Origin of the sequence: Streptomyces sp. NPDC101227, assembly GCF_044767545.1 — a bacterium.
Taxonomy (GTDB): Bacteria; Actinomycetota; Actinomycetes; order Streptomycetales; family Streptomycetaceae; genus Streptomyces.
The window spans coordinates 661,331-678,545 of sequence record NZ_JBIWOD010000001.1; the positions used below are offsets into that span (position 1 = coordinate 661,331).

Here is a 17,215-nt window from a genome sequence, read left to right on the forward strand (position 1 = left end):
AGCCCGAGCCCTACGGAGAAGTCCGAGCCTTACGAAGAACCCCCAGCCCTACGGAGAAGCGCGTTTAGGCCCATTCATATCGGTGGAGGGAGTTCATCGAATGTCACGTGTTGCGCGAGGGTCCGTCGCGGAGTTGACCGAGCAGCGGTGTTGCGAGTTCTGCGGGGCGCCGACGCGGCCCGGGCCGGCCCTGGCCGAAGCCGTCGCCAACGTGCACAAGGCGCTGGGCGAGGCGCAGGACGCGCTCGAAGCCCAGGAGCAACTGATCCAGGACTTACGGGCGGCCGCGAAACCGCCCCTCTCCGAGGAGGGCCTCGCGGCCCGCGCGGCCCTCGACCTCCTGACGGCCCGTGAGCGCCAGATTCTGGTGCTCATCTCCCAAGGGAATTCGAATCGTCGCGTCGCCAAGGCGCTCGGAATTTCCGAGAAGACGGTGAAGAACCATTTGTCCGCGGTCTTCACAAAGGCGGGTGTATCCGATCGCACGCAAGCCGTGGTATTGGGAATTCGCGGCGGGATCGTCTCCCTCGGTTAGCCCTTCGGTGATGCGTCACCTCCCATGAGAGCGAGTAAATGACCCTGCACCGATTCAGGTCCATGCTGAGAGTATGAGGCGCGATTCGGCCACGGAACAGTATGGGGACTGTCAGAACACCACAGATTACTGCCACATTGGGTCCCATGCTGAAGAACGTAGCGGCGGTCCTGCTGGAGAACGTCCATCCATTCGAGTTGGGTGTCATATGCGAAGTGTTCGGGATCGATCGCCGGCAAGAGGGCCTGCCCGCGTACGACTTCGCGCTCGTCGCCGCGGAATCCTCATCGGTGCGGGCGGTGCCGGGATTCACCATCAGCACGCCCTACGGGCTCGACAGGCTGGAGGACGCCGATCTGATCGCCATCCCGGTCGGAGACGACTTCCACACCAGGGACTTCCCGCCCGCCCTCCTGGAGGCGCTGCGCCAGGCGGTCGCCCGCGGGGCCCGGGTGGTGAGCGTGTGTGTCGGCGCCTTCGTCCTGGGTGCCGCCGGCCTGCTCGACGGACGACGCTGCACCACGCACTGGCGGTACGCCGACGCGCTCGCCGAGCGCTACCCGAAGGCCCAGGTCGAACCGGAGGTGCTCTACGTCGACGAGGACCCGATCCTCACCTCGGCCGGTACCTCCGCGGGGATCGATGCCTGCCTCCATCTGGTGCGCAAACTTCAGGGCAGCGACGTCGCCAACGCCATCGCCAGGCGCATGGTGGTGCCCCCGCACCGGGAGGGCGGCCAGGCCCAGTACATCGAGCGACCGGTTGCCCACTACGGGGAGGACGGCGTGCGCGCGGTGCTGGTCTGGGCCGAGGAGCACCTGGACCAGGAGATGAGCGTCGAGCAGCTGTCGGCGCGGGCCTGTATGTCGCCGCGCACCTTTGCGCGGCGCTTCCGGACGGAGACGGGGACCACCCCCTACCGCTGGCTGCTGGCCCAGCGGTTGCTGAGCGCCCAGCGGCTGCTCGAGAACACCGACGAGACGATGGAGGTGATCGCGGCCCGTACGGGATTCGCCAACGCGGCGGCCCTGCGGTACCAGTTCGTGCGCTCCCTCGATACCACCCCCAACGCATACCGGCGTGCCTTCCGGGGCCGCTTATCCGACACCACCACGCACTGAGCCCCGCACGGGGCCCAACAGGAGGACAGGAATGTTACGCATCGCGGTAGTGGGCGCCACCGGAGCGGTGGGCCGGGAGTGCCTGGCCCTGCTCGACGGCGGAATCGTGCCGGTGGAACAGGTCGTGCCCGTCGGGTCGGCGCGCAGCGTCGGCCGGGATCTGGGCACCGAACTGCAGCTGTCGCTGCCCATGACGAAGGTGGTGACCCTCGACGACCTGGACCCCCGGGGTCTGGATGTCGCCATCTTCTCCGCGGGTGCGGAGGTGAGCTCCCGGGAGGCGGAACGGCTGACCTCGGCCGGGGTCCTGGTCGTGGACAACAGTTCCGCCTTCCGGATGCGCCCCGACGTCCCCCTCGTCGTACCGCAGGTCAACCCCGGCGTGCTCGACGACCGCCCGGGGGTGAACCTCGTGGCCAACCCCAACTGCTCGACCATCCAGCTGGTGCGCGCCCTGAGCCCGTTGCACGAGCTGGCGGGACTGGAGAGCGTCGTGGTGGCGACCTACCAGGCGGCGTCCGGCGGAGGGGTGCGCGGCCTGCGGGAGCTGACGGAGGAATCCAGGGCCATCCTGGACGACCCCCGCACGCAGGGTGCCGCCGGCGGGCGCTTCGGGCAGCCGCTGTCCTTCAACCTCGTTCCCGAGATAGGGCTCCAGGACGACACCGGGCTCACCCATGAGGAACGCAAGCTGGTCCGCGAACCACGCAAGATCCTCGGCCTGCCGGACCTGCGGGTGAGCGCCACCGCGGTGCGGGTGCCGGTCTTCGACTGCCACTCCGAGGCCGTGCACGTCCGGCTGCGCGAGCCGGTCACGGCCGAGTCCGTCGAGGCGGCCCTGGCCGCGACACCCGGTCTCCGGGCCTATGGCCGGTCGCAAAGCCCCTCGTACCCCATGCCCCGTACCGTCTTCGCCTGCCGCGAGGACCGTGCCCTGGTGCACGTCGGCCGCATACGCGTCGATCCGGAGGACGACAGGGCGGCGGCGCTCTGGGTGGTCGCCGACAACCTGTGGGTGGGGGCGGCGCTCAACGCGCTGCAGATCGTGGAACTCGCCACGAAGAACGGGTGGCTCGGATGACGGACCGCCGCTCGGCGGAGCGCCGTCCGCTGGTGCTGAAGTTCGGTGGCTCCGCCTTCGCCGACCTCGACGGCTACCACCGGGTGGCCCGGTACACCGTGCGCCGGGTCACCGAGGAGAAGCGCCCGCTGGTCGTCGTGGTGAGCGCGATGTCCGGGACGACGGGCAAGCTCCAGCAAACCTTGAACGCCCTGGTCGACGACCCGCCCGCGCACGCCGCCGCGATGCTCCTGACCACCGGCGAGACGGTGAGCGTCGCCCTGCTGGCCGCTGCGCTCGACGCCGAGGGCGTGCGGGCGTGCCCCCTCCCCGCGGCGGGTACCGGGCTCCTCGCCGAGGGGCCCGGCGACCGGGCGAGACTGATCTCAGCCGACCCCGGGGCGCCGGCCGCGGCGCTGGCCGACTGTCCGGTCGTGGTCGTCCCCGGTGGCCAGGCGGTCGACGCGGCCGGGCGGGCCGTCATGCTGGGCCGCAACAGCTCGGACCTCTCGGCGGTGGCGGTGGCCGCGGCGCTCGGCGCCGACACCTGCGAACTCTTCTCCGACGTGCCCGGAGTGTGCACCGCCGACCCCTATCTCGTCCCGGAGGCCCGTACGCTCTCCCGGATCAGCTACGAGGGACTGCGCCGGATGTCCCGGAACGGAGCCAAGGTCGTCCACGAGGGCGCCGTGGACTGGGCGGAGCGCGGCGGGGTGCGGCTGCTGTGCCGTCCCTTCCCCTGGTGCGAGGGCCCGGACGGCGGGACCGCCGTGGGTACGGGCCCGGAAGTGTCCGCGGTGGTCGTGCACAAGGGCAGCGACGTGTGGTGCTTCCGGTCCGGCCGGGAACGCCGGGCGGCGGGGGGACGACTCCGGGCCGAGGGCCTGGCGATCGCGGAGTTCGACACCGCGGGCGAGGCATGCCTGACGGTGCCGACCGGAGCGCGGGGCGCGGCCCGGCACCTGCGGGCCGCGCGCCGCCTCGACGACCTGTGCCTGGTCACCACGCTGTGGGCGGACGGCAGAACCGAACACACCGCCGTGCCGCGCGCCGAGGCCGCGGCCGAAGCCCGCCGCCGCCACGCGCTGCTGTACCCGGACCCCGGCCACCCCCCTCGCCGTCCCGGCCCCCCGCCGGCCAAGGCCCGCTCCCCGCACAGCGGCGTCCTGGTCGGCCCGGCCCGGCCGCTGCCCACCGAGAGCGGGCCGCTGGACTGACCCGGGCCGGGACCGCTGCCATGCACGGCGGCGTCGCGACGGCGGGTGATCTCCGCTTCGATGTCCTCACGCGCATTCCGGACTCGGCTTCGAGTGGATCGAGCGAAAGGCGCCTGACGGGCGAGAGCCCAGGGGGCGCCTTTTCCGTGCCTCTGGAAGAAGCCGAGCTTCTTCGGGAAGTATGAGACCGGCAGGTTCTTCGTCTGTTGGTGTTACAGCGCTCGTGGCGGCGCTGACCTCGACCGCATGCGCTACGGGCTGCTCCGGATGACGCGCGCCGTCGGCGTTGCTTCCCCTGGCCGACGGCGGTCCGACCGCGTGCTGTGCCGACGGGGCAGGTTCGCCAATTATGTTGATCCGTACGGGATGTGTCGCCGTGGCAGAGGCGGTCCGGCTCGCGCGGTGCGGGGCTGCGCGGCGTCGCCGACTGGCCGCGGAGCGTTGCCCGGCGCGCAGGGGTCGGGAGTGGAGATCGGTATTCCCCGTGCAGGATTCGAAGAGCGCTCCCTCGGCCCCTCGGGGGAAAGGCGGCGTGGTAACGGGTGCTGCCGGCGTCCAGCCGGCGCCGCCACGCCGGCCATGTCGCCCTCGCCGTAGGCCGCCTCCCGGAAGGAATTGACGCCCCCCGGCCGCCCCCACTGCGGGCGGGCCCTTGCCCCGCACATCACACTGCGGGTCGCCGGCGAACCGGGCGCGCGGACGGCGGCGTTACCGGCCACCGCTATCGCTGCCGGCGTCGACGGCTGGGCCCGTGTCCACGATGGCTGGGCAACGACAAAGGTGCGTCGGCCTGCTGATGAGGGCGGTACCGGGTGTGCCGGTCGAGGTTTTCGTGGAGGCTGCATGGATGCCTGAGGCAGTCATGTATCCGTCGACGGGGCCCGGACTCCGGCGTCGGGCGTATCAATGCCCGTAATGCGCAAGGAAGTCCACCTACGTCGCGATCAATTCCTCCACCAGTCGGGTCATCTGCTGGGAAGGGGCGACCTCGAGTTCCTGCCGCAGCAGCTCGCGGTAGGTGCGGTACCGCTTGAGCGCGCAGGCTAGGTTGCCCTCGGCGATATGGATCTCCACGACGATGCGGTGGGCGGTCTCCCGGATCGGGTCGATGGAAATGGCGGTCAGCGCAGTCTGGAGCGCGGGCAGGTACTGCCCGGCGGTCTGGAGCTGCTGGGCGAGGCTTTCCAGGGCGTGCAGCCGCACCTGGTCCCAGCGCTCATGGTCCAGCATCAGCCAGTCGTCGGACCAGCCCGGAAGCAGCTCCCGGTTCAGCTCACCCACGAGTGCGTCGCAGTCGGCCGGCAGGGGGCTCAGCCCGGCGATAACCTGCTGAGCCGTCTTCCGCATCTCGTTCAGGTCGACTTCGACCGCGGGCGAGAGCCACAGGCGTTGACCGACGCTGTCGATGACGGTCTCGGTTCCCATCCGCCTGACGTGACACAGGGCCGACCGCAGATTAGCCGCCGCCCGGCTGGGGGTGCAGTCGGGCCAGAGCTGGTCGGCGGCCGCCCCTCGGTACACACCGTGCTTCTGCAGGGCAAGGAGGGCCAACAGGCGCTGGGCTCCCAGGGGGAGGGGGATACGGCGTCCGGCGTATGCGAACTCGAAAACTTTAAGTAATTCCAGGTACGCATCGTTCGAATTCACAAGCTCCACTGTGCGACCCGTGGCTGCATCACGCATCCGGATATGACGGCGGCATCGCGTTCACCAACTGGTTGAGCACCGTTCGACCATTCTCGTGAGCCGGTTTCGCCGGGCACACCACGGCGGTCTGACCGGCCGGTCAACGGCTCGGAAACGTATGAGAGACGTGTGCCGGACGATCCGGGGACGCCCGCTGGATGAGCCGGCTGGAGCCTCGTTCGTGAACGGCACCCGTGCACCTGAGCCTTTGGCGGAGAGGGGGGCCGGATGGAGCCCCGATCGGTTCTGCAGAATTTGCCGGCACGTGGAGAAGAGCTCGTCGGTGACCCGCGCGTATGCATTGCGGTGCTGGACGGTCCGGTGGATCTGTCCCATCCGTGCTTCGCGGGCGCCGATCTCACCAGGCTCGACACCCTCGTCGAGGAACCTGCCGGGCGCGGGCCGATGTCGCTGCACGGCACACACGTCACCAGCCTGTTGTTCGGCCGTCCCGGCAGTGCCGTCTTCGGCATGGCGCCACGCTGCCGGGGACTGCTGCTCCCGGTGTTCCGCGACGCGCAAAAGGGGCGCGTACCGCAGCTGGACCTGGCCAGGGCGATCGAGCGGGCGGTCCAGGAGGGCGCCCACATCATCAACATCAGCGGTGGCGAGCGCACCCCGGACGCGCAAGCGGACAGTCTGCTCGAACGGGCGCTGCGGCGGTGCGACGACAACGGAGTCCTCGTCGTCTCGGCCGTCGGCAACGACGGATGCGACTGCCTTCAAGTGCCGGCGGCGGTGTCGTCAGTGCTGGCGGTCGGTGCGCTGGGGCGTGACGGCGAACCGCTCAAGATCAACAACTGGGGCGATGCCTACCGTACCAACGGTGTGCTGGCTCCCGGTCAGGACATCGAAGGTGCCGCGCCCGGCGGCGGCCGCGCGGCGCTGACCGGCAGCAGCTTCGCCACTCCGGTGATATCCGGGGTGGCCGCGCTGCTTGTGGCCGCTCAGCTGCGGGCGGGAGGCAGCGCGGACCCGAGGGCGGCGGCCGACGCCATCCTCGAGACCGCCACGCTGGCACCGTGCGCCCCGGAGGACGCACCCGAGTGCCGGCGCCGCCTGGTCGGCACCCTGAACGCCGCGCGGGCCCATGACCTCATCACGGGGCACGGCGACTCGGCCGTGACGCCAACCGACGTGACGGTGATCCCGTCCGGGGCCACGCCGCACCAGGTGCACCGGCCGCAGCTCCTCGCCCCCGAACAGGGAGTCAGCGCCGCCTGTGCCGGTGCACTCCCTTCGCTCGGAGCGGCCTCCGTGCAGCCGCCCCACTCGGAAAAGACAGAGGGAGTCAGTGCCATGGACACCGATCACACCGATCGCACAGACGCCGCTGCCTACGAGGCAGCCGGGACCACTGAGGAGCAGGAGGCGGCGGAGCCCCCGCCACAGCCTCCCGACCCGACGACGGCCGGCGCCGCCGAAGGCGCCGACTCGTCCGCTCCAGGAGCCGGGCCCGCAGGTGAACTCCCTGCAACCCAGACGTCCCCTGCGGAGGCGTCCCACGCGGAAGCGATGGAAGGAGTCAACGCCATGGACACGAGTGGCGTGGGTATCCCTGCACACGAGGCGGCAGGGACCACAGTTCAGGAAGCACCGGCCGCGACGCCGGTACCTGTGTCGGAACCGGCACCCGTTGGCGGCGGACCAGTGGCCGGAGTGCGCCCCTCCTGCGGCGGTGACGCCCAGTGCTCGTGCAGCGGAGAGGCCGCCGCGCGCCCCCTCGTCTACGCGATCGGCACGATCGGATTCGACTTCCAGACCGAGGCGCGCAGGGACACCTTCCGCCAGGCGATGGTCCCCACGACGGAAGAGAAGCAGGTTGCGGGCAAGACGGTCTACCACCAGGTCAGCGTCTACAGCCCGGAGGACCTGAGCGCGTACCTGGCGGTGAATCCTTGGGAGAGCGACAAGCTGGTCTGGACGCTGGAACTGGACCGTACGCCGATCTACGCGCTGGAGGCCGAGGTGCCCGCCGGCATGACCTGGGGCGGACCGGTGCCGCAGCCCGAGCACCAGCATGGGGCCAAGAAGGCGGCCCAGGGCACTGCGATGGAGGCACCGAAGGAAGCGGATGTCCTCGATCAGTTCTACCCGCCGGTGTCGATGATCTACAAGATCTTCCGTGAGGCGATCGTGGGGCAGGTCAGGAAGGAAGAGGACCGGGACTACATCTCCCGGGTGTCCATTCCCGGAGTGCTTACTGACCGGACGGTACGGCTCTTCTCCGGACAGGTCGTCCCCGTGGTCGAGGTCAAGAGCCGCGGCATCGCGACCTGGAACGAGACCGTGCTGGTGAAGTCCGTCATGAACGCGGTCACCACGACCACCCATGCCTCCAAGCAGGCGGCTCCTGCCAATCCCGACGATCTCGAGAAGACGATCCGTGCGCTGCTGGACAAGATCTACTACCAGTTCCGCAACCTCGGACAGAGCTCCGCAGAGCGGGCTATGAACTATGCCGGCACCAACGCCTTCCAGTTCGCCGGCACCATCTCGGACGGCCTGCTGTCCGCCCAGCACGTCCCCGGGTCCAGCCACAACTTCTACGCACTGGAATCGGTGCGGGTCTCCAAGAGCCCGTACTGCCGCATCGGCTCGGACTGCCAGGACGTGATCGTCACCTTCATGGACCCGGAGGACGACCGGCGGGCCAAGGTCAACTACCTGTTCACGATCGACGTGAGTGACCTGCCCCCCGTCAGCCTGGCGCCGACGCACTCGTTCCTGGGCGACATCTGAACCGTCCTCCGGCAGCGGAGAACGACAAGGAGAGAGCAGATCATGAACAACGACGACCAGCAGCCGAAGATGACCCTGCCGATCCAGGCGCCGCCGGTCCAGCGGGACGACCGGAGCGCGCAGGCAGCGACCCCCGGCGACAACGGTATCGAGGCCGCGCGCTGCGCCGACTTGACCGGGCTCGCCCGGCAGATGTGCTTCGCGCGCGGCGGCCTGTCGCTCTGAGACGCGATCGCTGTGACGCACTACCACGATGATCGATCAACGGTTCACGAGGTCACGATCACCGGACCACCGCCGCGGCGGCAACAGCCCCGCAGGTGGGAGAAGCGTGCCGGCCTCACCACTCCGCCGGCATGACACCACAAGGAAAGGCGAGACGAGATGATTGACCGGATCGAACGAGAGGCGGACAGGCCGCAGAAGCCTGCCTCGCCGGAGATGCCGCGGCAGGCGCCGCCCATCGACCGCACCGGAACCGCGATGCCGGGCGTCACCGGGGACACCCCGGGCGTCGAGGCGGACGGCTTCCTCACGGACTGGCTCGCCAGCAAACTCCCGATCTGAACGGGGCCTGCGTCGGTGACCGCGGTTCGTCCCGGCCACCGACGCCATGACATCCGTCGCTGCCGCCACGACGGCACGCGGAAGGGAAAGCCACCATGTCTGACCAGACCGAACGAGAGACGGACCGGCCCACCAGGACCGCGCCGTTGGAGATGCCGCGGCAGGCGCCGCCCATCGACCGCACCGGAACCGCGATGCCGGGCGTCACCGGGGACAACCCGGGCGTCGAGGCGGACGGCTTCCTCACCAAGCTGCTCGCCAGTGTCCTCCCGATCTGATTTGTCACCGCACCGCTGACCACGATCCGACCTGGTCACGGCGCCATGACGCACACCGCCGTCATGTCCCGTGCCGTCATATGACACGGGACGGCCGGGGCCATGACGGCACGAGGGAAGGAAGGCCATGAAGACCGACCGCACCGAACACGACGTGGACCGGACCGCCAGGCCCCCCACGCTGGAGATGCCGCGGCAGGCGCCGCCCATCGACCGCACCGGAACCGCATCCGCAGGTGCCTACGGCGATGCCGCCGGCGTCGAGGCGGACAACGTCCTCGAATCCATCATGAAGTTCCTCCAGGGCTGAGGGATACGGCGCCGGTCGCGGCGGCTCGCCCCCCCGGTGACCGGCGCAGACCCGGTACGACGACGATGGGAGGTCGACTATGCAACTCATCTTGCCGGTCCAAGGCGCGATCGACCGCTCCAAACCCTATGAGCCGTTTCTGGTGATGCGCCCGTTCGTGGAGGACGACGGGACGCTGAGCCTGATGCGGGGACAGGTGGGCGGTTACTACGGCCACGACGTCGGAGACCCGAGCCCGCTCCTGTGCCACGACACCCGTGACACGGAGGGCCAACTGGTCCCGGGCAGCACGTGGGGAGGCTGGCTCTGATCCGCAGACCGGAACCGGTGCCGCAACGGTGCTTGCGGCACCGGACCCGCTGTGCCGAACGCCTCTCAAGGGAAGGGAGTGAGTGCCATGACGGCTCTCAGGACCGCGATCGCCTGGCCGAACGACAAGGTGTACCTCTTTTTCGACGACGACACGTATCACCGCTACGACGCGATCACCGGAAGCTTCGAGCAGGGCTCGTTGGACGTGCGAGCGGAATGGGGACTCGCCGGCTCCCCCGAGGCCTTCGTGTGGTGGGGAGCGGGCACGGCCTACGCCCTCACCGGGGAGACCTACGTACGCTACGACCAGGTCGCCCGGCGCGTCGATCCGCAGTGCGCGCCCCCCAATCCGCCCTTCTCCTTTGCGGACGACTGGGCGGGACTGCCCGACGGCTCGGACGGGGGCACGAACTGGCAGGTGGGCATCGACGCCGCGATGAACTGGGGCACGGGCAAGCTGTTCCTGTTCAAGGGCGCCGAGTATGTGCGTTATGACATCACGGAAGACCAGGTCGACGACGGCTATCCGCTCCCCGTCGCCGACCACTGGCCGGAGGTGTTCAGCCGTGACCTGGATGCCGCGGTCTACCCGGGAGGGCGCTTCGCGTACTTCTTCCGTGGCGACGACTACCAGCGCTATGACGTGGATGCCGACACCGTGGTCGACAGCGGCACGCTGTCCTCGGGCTTCCGCCTCGCCCCGACGCCGTCCGGCGCGCTCGTTCCGGCTCGCCTTCTCACCCTCCCCCAGGCCAACCGGCAGATGGCTGATCTGATCCGGCGCGGCAAACTCACCCTGAAGAGCCCTGCCTTCGTGGACGGGCCGTCGGGAATCACCTCACCCACCCCCGCTCAGCGTGTGACCGTCGGGCCGCCGACCCTTGACGGCATCCGGTACACGAACGCGCTCAACCCGGCGGCAAACTTCTTCGACAACGTCGACCAGCGCATGCTGTTGGCCCTTTACCGCCTGACACGCTGGATCAACTCGTCCCGCCCCGATGTGACAGAGCTCTTCCACCTGGGCATCGGCCATGGCTCCGGCCCGTCGAACGACTGCCACAACCAAGGCCGTGCGCTTGATCTGTCGGCCATCGGCGGGACGCTCGACGGGACCTCGTTCAACAAATCGATCAAGGCGGACTGGGGGCAGCTTCCGGCGCCCGCGGGTGGCGGTGCCGTGCGCATCAGCCCCTCTCACGACGCTCTGGCCTACGGCCTGTTCACGACCGCGTTCCGGTTCGCCACGTACGAGTGCGAGGCCAATGGCATCGGCAGCGCCAACAAGTGGCCGATGCCCCGCCTCGGCGGCAGCGGCTTTGTCATCTACCCCGATTACGGCGGTGACCCCGCGCTCCGGGCAGCCCACCAGGACCACGTTCACATGCAGGTCGGCCCTACACGGATCTGATGGGCGAACCACGGATACCGCGACCTCAGTGGTACCTGCGGGTGGCGGCCGACGAGAACGGTGGCGGCGGCCCGTATGCCCGCGATGACGCCCCGGCGTTGACGACGAGAGTGCCCACCGCAGCCGGTGTAGGCAGTGCACCAGGCCTGTTGAACGGTTCGGCGTGGCGCCGGACGGGCGGCTGCTCCGGAAGATGGCGGGCACCTATGCGGAGCCTTCGGCGTACGGCACGACGTGGGTGAGGGAGAACGTCCTGACCCGGACGGCGCCGAGCAGGCCGGAGCATCGAGGTTCTCTTCCGCCGCTACGCCAGGTTCCTGGACGGCGTCCGGGAGCGGCCCAACCGCCTCACGGAGCAGTCCATGGCGGAGTGAGCGGACGAATGAGAGGCGCCTGACGGGCGAAAGCCCAGGTCAGACGCCTCGTTTCAGGCGTCTAGAAGAAGCCCAGCTTCTTCGCCGAATAGCTCACCAGCAGGTTCTTCGTCTGCTGGTAGTGATCCAGCATCATCTTGTGGTTCTCCCGGCCGATGCCGGACTGCTTGTAGCCGCCGAAGGCCGCATGCGCGGGATAGGCGTGGTAGCAGTTGGTCCACACCCGGCCGGCCTGGATGGCGCGCCCGGCGCGGTAGGCGGTGGAGCCGTCCCGGGTCCAGACGCCCGCGCCCAGCCCGTACAGCGTGTCGTTGGCGATGCCGATGGCGTCGTCGAAGTCGGAGAACGGGGCGACCGCGACCACCGGGCCGAAGATCTCCTCCTGGAAGACCCGCATGTCGTTGTTGCCTTCGAAGATGGTCGGGCGGACGTAGTAGCCGCCTTCCAGCTCGCCGCCCAGCTCGGCCCGGGACCCGCCGGTCAGGACGCGGGCGCCCTCCTTCTGGCCGATGTCCAGATAGGAGAGGATCTTCTCCAGCTGGTCGTTGGAGGCCTGCGCTCCGATCATGGTGTCGGTGTCCAGCGGATGGCCCTGGACGATCTTCTCCGTACGGGCCACACCCGCGGCCAGGAAGTCCCGGTAGTGCCCGCGCTGGATCAGCGCCCGGGACGGGCAGGTGCACACCTCGCCCTGGTTGAGGGCGAACATGGTGAAGCCCTCGAGGGCCTTGTCCTGGAAGTCGTCCACCAGGACGGAGACATCGTCGAAGAAGATGTTGGGGCTCTTGCCGCCGAGTTCGAGGGTCACCGGCCGCAGATGCTCTGAGGCGTACTGCATGATCAGGCGGCCGGTGGTGGTCTCGCCGGTGAACGCGACCTTGGCCACCCGCGGGCTGGAGGCCAGCGGCTTGCCCGCCTCCACGCCGAAGCCGTTGACGATGTTGACCACGCCGGGAGGCAGCAGATCCGCGATGAGGGACATGAAGAAGTGCACCGAGGCGGGGGTCTGTTCGGCGGGCTTCAGGACCACCGCGTTGCCGGCGGCCAGTGCCGGGGCGAGCTTCCATGTCGCCATCAGGATCGGGAAGTTCCACGGGATGATCTGGGCGACGACGCCGAGCGGCTCGTGGAAGTGGTACGCGACGGTGTCCTCGTCGATCTCCGACAGGGTGCCTTCCTGGGCGCGTACGGCGCCCGCGAAGTAGCGGAAGTGATCGATGGCGAGCGGGATATCGGCCGCCAGGGACTCCCGTACGGGCTTGCCGTTCTCCCAGCTCTCGGCGACAGCCAGGGCCTCCAGATTCGCCTCCATCCGGTCGGCGATCTTGTTGAGGACGGCGGCGCGTTCGGCGGCGGGGGTTCGGGCCCAGCCGGGCGCCGCCGCGTGTGCGGCGTCCAGGGCACGCTCCACGTCCTCCGCCGTACCGCGCGCGACCTCGGTGAACGGCTGTCCGTTGACCGGCGTCGGGTTCTCGAAGTACCGCCCCAGCGCGGGCGCCACGAACTCGCCGCCGATCCAGTGGTCGTAGCGGCTCCGGTAGCTCATGACGGCATCGGCGGAACCCGGGCTGGCGTAACGGGCCATGGGGCGGCCTCCCAATCGCTCTCGACGCGGTGCCCGCCGCTCCCGGGCGACGGGCGTTGCGCGCACGGTAGGGCGGCGGAGGTTGCGGGAACGTTGCGCGGCGGGCGGGCCCCGGCCAGGCGGCAGGGGGGTGCCTTACGGCGTGGGGGAGCCGCCCGGCAGCCCGTACGCCGCGCGCAGCCGGCCGGCCGTGGCGAGCGGGGCGCTGCGCGCCGGGGAGCGTTCCGGCAGGGCGTCCACCAGGGCCTCCCAGATCTCCAGGTCGTCCTCGCCCCACGGCGTCCCCGTCCACCGGCGCAGCTGGTCGGGCTCGCGGGCGCCGAGCAGGGCGCGGCGCAGCCGGTCCTCGAGGGAGGCGCGCAGCCGTCGTACGCCGGGCGCCTCCGACAACGGGAGCAGCGGCCCGCGGTAGGTGTCCAGCGCGGCCGTGAGGTCCCCGGCGGCCAACTCCGCCTCGGCGGCGGCGAGATCGCTCTCCACCGGCCGGGTCAGTCGGTACGGCCGCGACGCGAGCAGCGGGCCGACCAGCTGCCGCAGTCGGGACAGTTCGGCCCGCAGCGTGACCGGGCGCATCTCGCGCTCGCCGTAGAGGAGCACGGAGAGCTGCTCGCCCGTCAGGCCCGCGGGATGCTCGGTGAGCAGCACCATGATCTCGCTGTGCCGGCGCCCCAGCCGCAGCCGTGAACCGTCCATGGTCAAGAGCGCCTCATCGCGGCCCAGCGCGGCCAGGCATATCGTCAACTCCGTTACTGCGCAGGCGAGATGGGATTCGGCGGCGCGGGCGGTGGCCTGCACCAGGGCCAGGCTGTGCGGGCTCGCCAGATGATCCCCGCCGGTGATGTCCACGGCGCCCAGCAGCCGGCCGGTCCGGGGATCGTGCAGCGGCGCCGCGGCGCAGGTCCAGGGCTGCACCCGCCGGTTGTAGTGCTCCGCCGCGAAGATCTGTACGGCGTGATCGGCGGCGAGCGCGGTGCCGGGCGCGTTGGTGCCCGCGTGCCGTTCGTCCCAGCGGGACCCGACGACGAAGTTCATCCGCTCCGCCTGACGCCGTACCCCGGCGTGGCCCTCGATCCACAGCATCCGTCCCTGCGGATCGCAGACCGCCATCAGATGCGCGCCGTCCTGCGCGATGGTGCCCAGCAATTCGCGGAAGACGGGCATCGCGCGGGCGAGCGGATGCCGGTCCCGGTAGGCGCGCAGCGCGGGCTCGTCCAGCTCGATGGGCGCGGCGCCGTCCGATGCGGCCCGCGCCAGGGCCGAGCGGCGCCAGGAGTCCGCGACCACGCGACGCACGGGCGGTGCCACCGTCCCGCCGGCCAGGAACGCCTCATGCGCCCGCCGCACCGTACGGGTGTGCGCCGCCGGGTCGGCGCCCGACTCCAGCGCCAGCCAAGGGTTGACCACCTGTCACCTCTTCGTCACGGATCCGGCCCCCGCACGCCGATGGTGCTCGTACCGGGCGGCGCCGTAAACCCCGCGTCAGGTACGGGGGCCGATCCGGTCGCCGGCCCCTAGCCGCAGCCCGTCCGCGACGATCAGATCCGAGGTGACCAGCGCCTGCTCGGCCTCCACATCGGTCATGAAGACGAAGGGCGGCACGACCGGCGGGACCGGGAGGGTGTCGGGGGTGAACGTGAGACAGAGCAAGCCCTCCAGGCAGCCGCTGAACTTGGTGAGATAGAGGGTGACGTCACCGCTGAGGCTCAATGTGTCGGCGTTCAGGCCGAGTTGGGGACCTTCGCCGTCGCGGGTGACGAGGTGGTAGTCGGTGAGCGAGGCGGCCTTCATCTTCAGGACCATCGCTTTGAGAGGGCCGTCGGCCGTCGGCACTTCGGTGACCCCCGCCAGGGTGAAGCCCCGCGGCGCGAACATGGTCGTCCGCACGGTCGGCGGGTTCGGGGGCGCCGGGACGGCGGAGGCGTCGGCCCGCTGCGCCGGGCCCCCGATGGCCGCGAGCAGCGCGAGGGGCAGGCCGACGGCGAGGGCCTTGCCGCCGGTGCCGCCGCGGGCGGGGGAGGCGGCCGTACGCTCCGCGGGCCCGGCGCCGTCGGGCGCATCCCGAGCCGGGGCCCGTACCGGGGTATCTGCCGGGGCCCGGGCCGGCGTCCACCCGAACCCCATCGCGCCGCCCGCGATGCCCAGGCCCATGCCCACCAGGAATCCGCCGAGATTGGTCGCGGCGAAGGAGAGCACCGAAAGAATCAGCGCATTGATGCTCACGTAGTGGTGGGCCGCCGGTGCGCACCACAGGAAGACGCCCGCCACCATCAACGCCAGCCCGATGCCGAGCGCGGCCAGCCCGCCCAGCCCCAGGCTCACCAGCACGGTCAGCGGCGACAGCGGCACCAGCAGCAGTTCGGCCCCGCCGAGCACCAGCAGCAGCCCGGCCCAGAACGGCCGGGTCCGCCGCCACCGCCGCAGCGCCGCCCGCCGTTCGGGCCAGGGCAGCGTCCGCTCGAGCCGGGCGCCCCACCGGGCCCGGCGCGCGCTCAGAAACACTTGTCGCCGTCCAGGCTCACGCTCACCCGCAGCCCCTTGAGGCGGAAGTTGCCGCCGGTGGCGGACCAGGCGTGCGACTTGACCCCGGCGACCTCGATGTCCCCGGCCTGCAGCCCGAACTTGCCCTTCGGGCCCTTGACCCCCGGTACGGCGTCGAGCGAGCCGGCGTCGCGGCCGATCTGCGCCGTACCGAAGCGGGCGTCGCCCACCAGGTCCTCGCCGTCGATGACCAGGCTGTCGGCGGTGACCGCACCGGCCCTGCCGCCCGCCGTCAGCTTGAACACCACCGTGCCCACCGGCGTCTTGACCTGTGCCGACTGGCAGATGTCGGCGAGCGTGGCCTTGCCGATGCCGAGCAGTGCGACGGGGTGTCCCTTGCCGTCGGCGTCGCGGTCGGTCTGCACGTACGACGACAGGCCGCTGCTGGTCAACTTTCCCGAGGAGACCTGGAAGTTGGTGCCCGAAACGGCGAAGGACGCGGCCAGCGCGCCCTGGGCCATGACCGTCGCCAGCGCGCCCACGGCGAGCACGGTGGGAAGCGCCACCACGGCGGTCTTCTTCCAGGAGGTTCGCCCCTCGGGCGATGTACGGATCGTAGAGCTCACTGCGTCCTCCCCGGGGCAGTGGTCGATTGCGCGAGGGAAGTGCTCGATACGCCGCCGGAGGAGACCGGCGGAAGATCGTTGAGAGGCCCATTGAGCGACTCGATGAGCGTCTCATCGAGAGAGCCATGGAGAACGTCCGATGGTTCTGACGTTCTGTCATACTGCGAAAACTTTTGGCAGTTGGAGACTCAGTGGGAGATTAGGGCGAGTTTTGAATAATAGTCAACAGCGCGGACAGGACGGTTCCCCCGGTGCCCGCGGCACCGAGCGTTCCCGGGCGCGTCGCGCCGAACTCATCGCCACCGGACGCAAGTTGTTCGCCGACACCTCGTACGACGCGCTGTCCATGGACGACATCGCGCGCGAGGCCGGCGTGGCCAAGGGCCTGATCTACTACTACTTCACCAACAAGCGCGGCTATTACCTCGCGATCATCGAGGACGCGGTGGCCCAGCTGGTCGAGCGGGCGGGCAGCACCCATGACCTCCCGCCCGTCGAACGGGTCCAGCGCACCATCGACGGCTATCTGCGCTACGCCCAGCACCACCAGGCCGCCTACCGGGCCATCGTCGCCGGAGGCGTCGGCTTCGACGCGGAGGTGCTGGCGATCCGCGACACCGTACGCGCCCGGCTGCTCGGCACCATCGCCCGCGGCGCCTGGGGCCGGGACGACATTCCGCCGCTCGCCCGCACGGCGCTGACCGGCTGGCTCTCCAGCGTCGAGGGCGTCACCCTCGACTGGATCGCGGCCCAGGAGATACCCCGCGAGACGGTGGCCGACCTCCTGGTGCGGAGCCTGGGCGACACCCTCCGGCTGATCGAGGAGTACGAGCCGGCCTGCCCGGCGCCGCCCCGGCCGCCCGTCTGACCTGCCCCCTCGGGCGGCGGGGAACGCACGAGGCGGCCCGGCGGC

General features: G+C 70.3%; 17 protein-coding genes. 12 read left to right on the forward strand and 5 right to left on the reverse strand.

The features are described 5' to 3' along the window. Positions 1–133 precede the first annotated feature (133 nt). The 4 genes from ACIRPT_RS02995 to ACIRPT_RS03010 all read left to right on the forward strand — a co-directional run bounded on the left by ACIRPT_RS02995 (position 134) and on the right by ACIRPT_RS03010 (position 3,933). Positions 134–535 (forward strand): LuxR C-terminal-related transcriptional regulator, encoded by a 402-nt coding sequence (locus ACIRPT_RS02995; RefSeq protein ID WP_403498511.1) that lies wholly within the window; start codon positions 134–136, stop codon positions 533–535. 146 nt (positions 536–681) lie between these two features. Then, positions 682–1,656, forward strand: coding sequence for a GlxA family transcriptional regulator (locus ACIRPT_RS03000; protein ID WP_403498512.1), 975 nt, complete (start codon positions 682–684; stop codon positions 1,654–1,656). 31 nt (positions 1,657–1,687) lie between these two features. Further along, complete coding sequence (locus ACIRPT_RS03005; RefSeq protein WP_403821270.1) at positions 1,688–2,737, forward strand: aspartate-semialdehyde dehydrogenase; 1,050 nt, start codon at positions 1,688–1,690, stop codon at positions 2,735–2,737. Continuing rightward, positions 2,734–3,933: an aspartate kinase gene (locus ACIRPT_RS03010; protein WP_403821273.1), complete on the forward strand. Its 1,200-nt coding sequence runs from the start codon at positions 2,734–2,736 to the stop codon at positions 3,931–3,933. The genes ACIRPT_RS03005 and ACIRPT_RS03010 overlap by 4 nt, the downstream gene beginning before the upstream one ends. Before the next feature lie 933 nt (positions 3,934–4,866). On the opposite strand, the gene ACIRPT_RS03015 is transcribed toward ACIRPT_RS03010, so the two are convergent. Then, a complete protein-coding gene (locus tag ACIRPT_RS03015; protein WP_403821275.1) occupies positions 4,867–5,358 on the reverse strand; it encodes a bacterial transcriptional activator domain-containing protein in 492 nt (163 codons plus the stop codon). 489 nt (positions 5,359–5,847) lie between these two features. Here ACIRPT_RS03015 and ACIRPT_RS03020 point away from each other — a divergent pair, with 489 nt between their 5' ends. From ACIRPT_RS03020 to ACIRPT_RS03050, 7 genes are all read left to right on the forward strand, one after another. Beyond that, positions 5,848–8,361 carry a S8 family serine peptidase gene (locus tag ACIRPT_RS03020; protein ID WP_403821278.1) on the forward strand — a complete coding sequence of 838 codons (2,514 nt, stop codon included), beginning with the start codon at positions 5,848–5,850 and terminating at the stop codon, positions 8,359–8,361. 42 nt (positions 8,362–8,403) lie between these two features. Next, positions 8,404–8,586, forward strand: a complete 183-nt coding sequence (locus tag ACIRPT_RS03025) for a hypothetical protein (RefSeq protein ID WP_403821281.1) — start codon at positions 8,404–8,406, stop codon at positions 8,584–8,586. A 159-nt stretch (positions 8,587–8,745) separates the two neighbouring features. Then, positions 8,746–8,928 (forward strand): hypothetical protein, encoded by a 183-nt coding sequence (locus tag ACIRPT_RS03030; RefSeq protein ID WP_403821284.1) that lies wholly within the window; start codon positions 8,746–8,748, stop codon positions 8,926–8,928. Positions 8,929–9,023: 95 nt separating this feature from the next. Next, entirely contained in the window at positions 9,024–9,206 is a 183-nt protein-coding gene (locus tag ACIRPT_RS03035; RefSeq protein WP_403821287.1) for a hypothetical protein, read from the forward strand. 127 nt (positions 9,207–9,333) lie between these two features. After that, the gene (locus tag ACIRPT_RS03040; RefSeq protein WP_403821290.1) at positions 9,334–9,516 is read left to right on the forward strand and encodes a hypothetical protein; all 183 of its coding nucleotides are present in this window, start codon (positions 9,334–9,336) and stop codon (positions 9,514–9,516) included. Between the two features lie 79 nt (positions 9,517–9,595). Beyond that, positions 9,596–9,826: a hypothetical protein gene (locus ACIRPT_RS03045; protein WP_403821293.1), complete on the forward strand. Its 231-nt coding sequence runs from the start codon at positions 9,596–9,598 to the stop codon at positions 9,824–9,826. A gap of 87 nt (positions 9,827–9,913) precedes the next feature. Beyond that, positions 9,914–11,239: a hemopexin repeat-containing protein gene (locus ACIRPT_RS03050; protein ID WP_403821296.1), complete on the forward strand. Its 1,326-nt coding sequence runs from the start codon at positions 9,914–9,916 to the stop codon at positions 11,237–11,239. Positions 11,240–11,674: 435 nt separating this feature from the next. On the opposite strand, the gene ACIRPT_RS03055 is transcribed toward ACIRPT_RS03050, so the two are convergent. From ACIRPT_RS03055 to ACIRPT_RS03070, 4 genes are all read right to left on the reverse strand, one after another. Then, the gene (locus ACIRPT_RS03055; protein WP_403821298.1) at positions 11,675–13,198 is read right to left on the reverse strand and encodes an aldehyde dehydrogenase family protein; all 1,524 of its coding nucleotides are present in this window, start codon (positions 13,196–13,198) and stop codon (positions 11,675–11,677) included. Between the two features lie 135 nt (positions 13,199–13,333). Then, on the reverse strand, positions 13,334–14,602 hold the full coding sequence (locus tag ACIRPT_RS03060) for a GAF domain-containing protein (RefSeq protein WP_403821301.1): 1,269 nt from the start codon (positions 14,600–14,602) through the stop codon (positions 13,334–13,336). Between the two features lie 75 nt (positions 14,603–14,677). Continuing rightward, a complete protein-coding gene (locus ACIRPT_RS03065) occupies positions 14,678–15,697 on the reverse strand; it encodes a DUF6114 domain-containing protein (protein ID WP_403821303.1) in 1,020 nt (339 codons plus the stop codon). After that, positions 15,688–16,197, reverse strand: coding sequence for a DUF6230 family protein (locus tag ACIRPT_RS03070; protein WP_403821774.1), 510 nt, complete (start codon positions 16,195–16,197; stop codon positions 15,688–15,690). Before ACIRPT_RS03070 ends, ACIRPT_RS03065 begins: the two co-directional genes overlap by 10 nt. Before the next feature lie 316 nt (positions 16,198–16,513). On the opposite strand from ACIRPT_RS03070, the gene ACIRPT_RS03075 reads away from it, so the two are divergent. Continuing rightward, on the forward strand, positions 16,514–17,170 hold the full coding sequence (locus ACIRPT_RS03075; protein WP_403821306.1) for a TetR/AcrR family transcriptional regulator: 657 nt from the start codon (positions 16,514–16,516) through the stop codon (positions 17,168–17,170). Positions 17,171–17,215 lie beyond the last annotated feature (45 nt).